3 protein-coding genes are annotated in these 3672 nt (G+C 75.8%); all 3 read right to left on the bottom strand.

What is annotated here, in order from left to right:
• The coding region (locus tag BG452_RS31270) for an ATP-binding protein (protein ID WP_188307727.1) at positions 1-1337 on the bottom strand (1337 nt) is incomplete at its 3' end.
• Positions 1334-2872: a cobyric acid synthase gene (locus BG452_RS31265; RefSeq protein WP_188307726.1), complete on the bottom strand. Its 1539-nt coding sequence runs from the start codon at positions 2870-2872 to the stop codon at positions 1334-1336. The genes BG452_RS31270 and BG452_RS31265, both read right to left, overlap by 4 nt.
• Before the next feature lie 73 nt (positions 2873-2945).
• Positions 2946-3672, bottom strand: a 727-nt coding sequence (locus tag BG452_RS31260; protein WP_188307725.1) for a CobD/CbiB family cobalamin biosynthesis protein, incomplete at its 5' end; no start/stop codon positions are given.

Below are 3672 nucleotides of genomic sequence, written 5' to 3'. Positions count from 1 at the left end.
GTCTCGGCGGGGGAGCGGCGGCCCTGGGCGCCGTGGCCGGTGCCCTGCACGGTGAACAGCCGGGTCCGGTACGGGTCCCCGGCCGCGACCGGCGCCGACTCCCGTGCGGGGGAGGGGTGTTGGGCCGGTACGGGCTGCGGTGCGGGGGCCTCGGTGTCCGTGCTGGAGGGTTCTGGGGCGGAGGCCTCCGGGATGCCGCCGTCGGCGGGCTCGGGCGCACCGCCACCGTCCGGACCACCGCCGCCGTCACCGTCGTCCTCCGGGCCGTCGTCGCCCGGACCGCCGTCGCCCGGACCGTCGCCCTCCGGCTCCGGGTCCTCCGGCTGGGCGTGCTCCTCCAGCGTCCGGTCCAGCTGCTCCTCGTCCAGCCCCGGGGCGTCGAAGGGGTTGCGCCGCCGCCGGTGCGGCAGGGCCAGCTGGGCGGCCTTGCGGACGTCCTCCTCCAGCACCTCCGTGCGCCCCGCCCAGGCGGCCAGCGCGACCGCGGTGCGGGCCATCACGATGTCCGCGCGCAGCCCGTCCACCTCGAACGCGGCGCACACGGCGGTAATCTGACGCAGCGCCACCTCGGTCAGTTCCACCTCGGGCAGCAACTCCCGCGCGGTGGTGATGTGTTCGGCGAGCGCCCGTTCCTCCTCGGCGAACCGGGCGGCGAACGAGGCCGGGTCCGCGTCGTAGGCGAGCCGGCGCCGGACCACCTCGGCCCGCTCGGCCGGGTCCCGGGTGGCGGCGATCTCGACGGTCAGGCCGAAGCGGTCGAGCAGCTGCGGCCGCAGTTCGCCCTCCTCCGGGTTCATCGTGCCGACCAGCAGGAACCGCGCCGCGTGCCGCACCGACACGCCCTCGCGCTCGACGTACGAGCGGCCCATCGCGGCGGCGTCCAGCAGCAGGTCCACCACGTGGTCCTGGAGCAGGTTCACCTCGTCGATGTACAGCACGCCGCGGTGCGCCTTGGCGAGCAGCCCCGGCTCGTACGCCTTGACGCCCTCGGCCAGCGCGCGTTCCAGGTCGAGCGAGCCGACGATCCGGTCCTCGGCCACGCCGACGGGCAACTCGACCAGCTGGGAGGGCCGTTCGTGACGGCTGAAGGAGGCGTGCGGACCGTCCGGGCACTGCGGGTCCGGCGCGGCCGGGTCGCAGGCGAAGCGGCAGTCGTCCACGACGGCGATGGCGGGCAGCAGCCCGGCCAGCGCGCGCACCATGGTCGACTTCGCGGTGCCCTTCTCACCGCGCACCAGCACGCCGCCCACGGCCGGGGAGACCGCGTTCAGCAGCAGCCCGAGCCGCAGGTCGGCCATGCCGACGATCGCGGTGAACGGATAGCGGACGTCACTCATGCGTCACTCCCAGGTGCCCCGGGCGGGAGGAACGGCAGCGTTCCGGCCGCCGGCACCCCGCCCTCGATCAGCTTCCACAGCGCGTCGGTGTCCGCGTGTTCCTCGATCAGGTCGCCCAGCCGGTCCAGCCGGGCCTCGCGCGCCGCGGCGAACGAGGTGTCCGGCGCCGGCACGAACGCCCGGCCGGCCGACTCGGCGACCTCGCGCAGGAGTTCGCGACGGAAGCCGTCGTTCTCCAGCACGCCGTGCCAGGTGGTGCCCCAGACCGAGCCGATCCGGCAGCCGTCCAGGCTCTGCCCGTGGTCATCGGAGATGAACGCGGTACCGCCGTCGACCGTCACCACCCCGTGGTGGATCTCGTAGCCCTCCACCCGCTGCCCGTACGCCTCGCCCACCGGCCGCGCCAGCACCTTCTCGACGCCGAAGCGCACCCGGGTCGGCAGCAGCCCGAGGCCGTCGACGACGCCCGCCCCGGACTCCACCTCGTCCTCGATCGAGCGCGCCAGCATCTGGTAGCCGCCGCAGACCCCGAGGATCGGCAGCCCGGCCGCCGCCCGCGCCCTCAGCACCGGCTCCAGGCCGCGCTCGCGCAGCCAGGCGAGGTCCGCGACGGTGGCCCGGGTGCCGGGCAGCACCACCAGGTCGGCGTCGGCCAGCTCCTCCGGCCGGGTCGCCCAGCGCACCAGCACACCGGGCTCCTGGGCCAGCGCGTCCAGGTCGGTGAAGTTGGACAGCCGGGGGAAGCGCACCACGGCCACCCGCAGCACGTCCGCCCCCAGCGGCCCGGGCCCGTCCGCCCGGTCCACCACGGTGGACAGGTCCAGCGAGTCCTCGGCGTCCAGCCACAGGCCCGGCAGCATCGGCAGGGTGCCCAGCACCGGACGGCCGGTCAGCTCGTGCAGCATCTCCAGCCCGGGCGCCAGCAGCCGGGCGTCGCCGCGGAACTTGTTGACGAACCAGCCCGCCACATGACGCTGGTCCTCCGCCGACAGCAGCGCCAGCGTGCCGTACATCGCCGCGAAGACCCCGCCGCGGTCGATGTCCCCGACCACCACCACGGGCAGCGCGGCGGCCGTGGCCAGGCCCATGTTGGCGATGTCCCGGTCGCGCAGGTTGATCTCGGCGGGCGAACCGGCGCCCTCGCACACCACCACGTCATAGCGGCCGCGCAGGTCCGCCAGGCACTCCAGGGCGCGCTCCAGCAGGACGGGCTTGCGCTCCCGGTAGTCCAGCGCGCCCACCTCGGCGACCGGCCGGCCGAGCAGCACCACCTGGCTGCGGCCGTCCGCGCCGGGCTTCAGCAGCACCGGGTTCATCGCCGCCTCCGGCGCCACCCGGGCGGCCTGCGCCTGCATCGCCTGGGCGCGGCCGATCTCGGCGCCGTCCGCGGTGACGAAGGAGTTCAGCGACATGTTCTGCGCCTTGAACGGGGCCACCCGCACGCCCTGGCGGACCAGCCAACGGCAGATCCCGGCCGTCACCACGCTCTTGCCCGCGTCCGAGGTCGTCCCCGCGACCAGCAGTGCGTTGCTCATGCCCCCGCCTCGCAGTGCTCGGCAGGTGCTCCGCACCACGCGCACCTCTCGACGGTTCGCTCGCTGCGCTCGCTCACTTGCCCCTCCTCCTCCGGAACGCCCGGATCACCAGATGCCCCGCGACGGACGTACCCAGCGCCAGCGCGCCCACCCGCCGGGACAGCGTGCAGGCCCGCTCGATGTCGTCCACCGTCACCGGCCGCAACTCCGCGCCCAGCACCGGCCGGTGCTCCACCCGCTCCCCGTACTGCAGGGTCCCGCCGAGGCGCACGCCCACCGCCCCCGCGAAGGCCGACTCGGCCTGGCCCGCGTTGGGGCTCGGGTGCGCGGAGCCGTCCCGGCGCCAGACCCGCCAGGCGGTCCGGGGTTCGGGCGCGGCGGCCACCGTGAGCAGCGCCGTCAGCCGGGCGCCGGGCCAGCCCGCCAGGTCGTCCAGCCGGGCCGAGGCCCAGCCGAACCGGGTGTAGCGGGGCGAGCGATGGCCGACCATGGCGTCCAGGGTGTTCACCGCGCGGAAGGCCAGCAGGCCCGGTGTGCCCGCCAGGGCGCCCCAGGCCAGCGCGTTCACCACGGCGTCGGCGGTGTTCTCGGCCACCGACTCGACCACCGCCCGGGCGATCTGCTGCTCGTCCAGCGCGCTCGGATCCCGCCCGCACAGGTGCGGCAGCCGCTCCCGGGCGGCCGTCAGGTCGCCCGCGGCGAGCGAGCGTCCGATGGTGCGCGCCTCCCGCGTCAGCGAGGTGCCGCCGAGCACCGTCCAGGTCGCCGCGGCCGCCAGCGCGGCCCGGCCCAGCTCGGGC

This window comes from Streptomyces sp. CBMA123, from assembly GCF_014596465.1.
Taxonomy (GTDB): Bacteria; Actinomycetota; Actinomycetes; order Streptomycetales; family Streptomycetaceae; genus Kitasatospora.
The sequence above is the reverse complement of the archived record's forward strand: the minus strand, read 5'-3'. Positions and strand labels throughout refer to the sequence as shown.

Coding starts and splice junctions, on each gene's coding strand:
- BG452_RS31265 (WP_188307726.1), bottom strand. CDS start 2,872: ATGAGCAACGCACTGCTGGTCGCGGGGACGACCTCGGACGCGGGCAAG.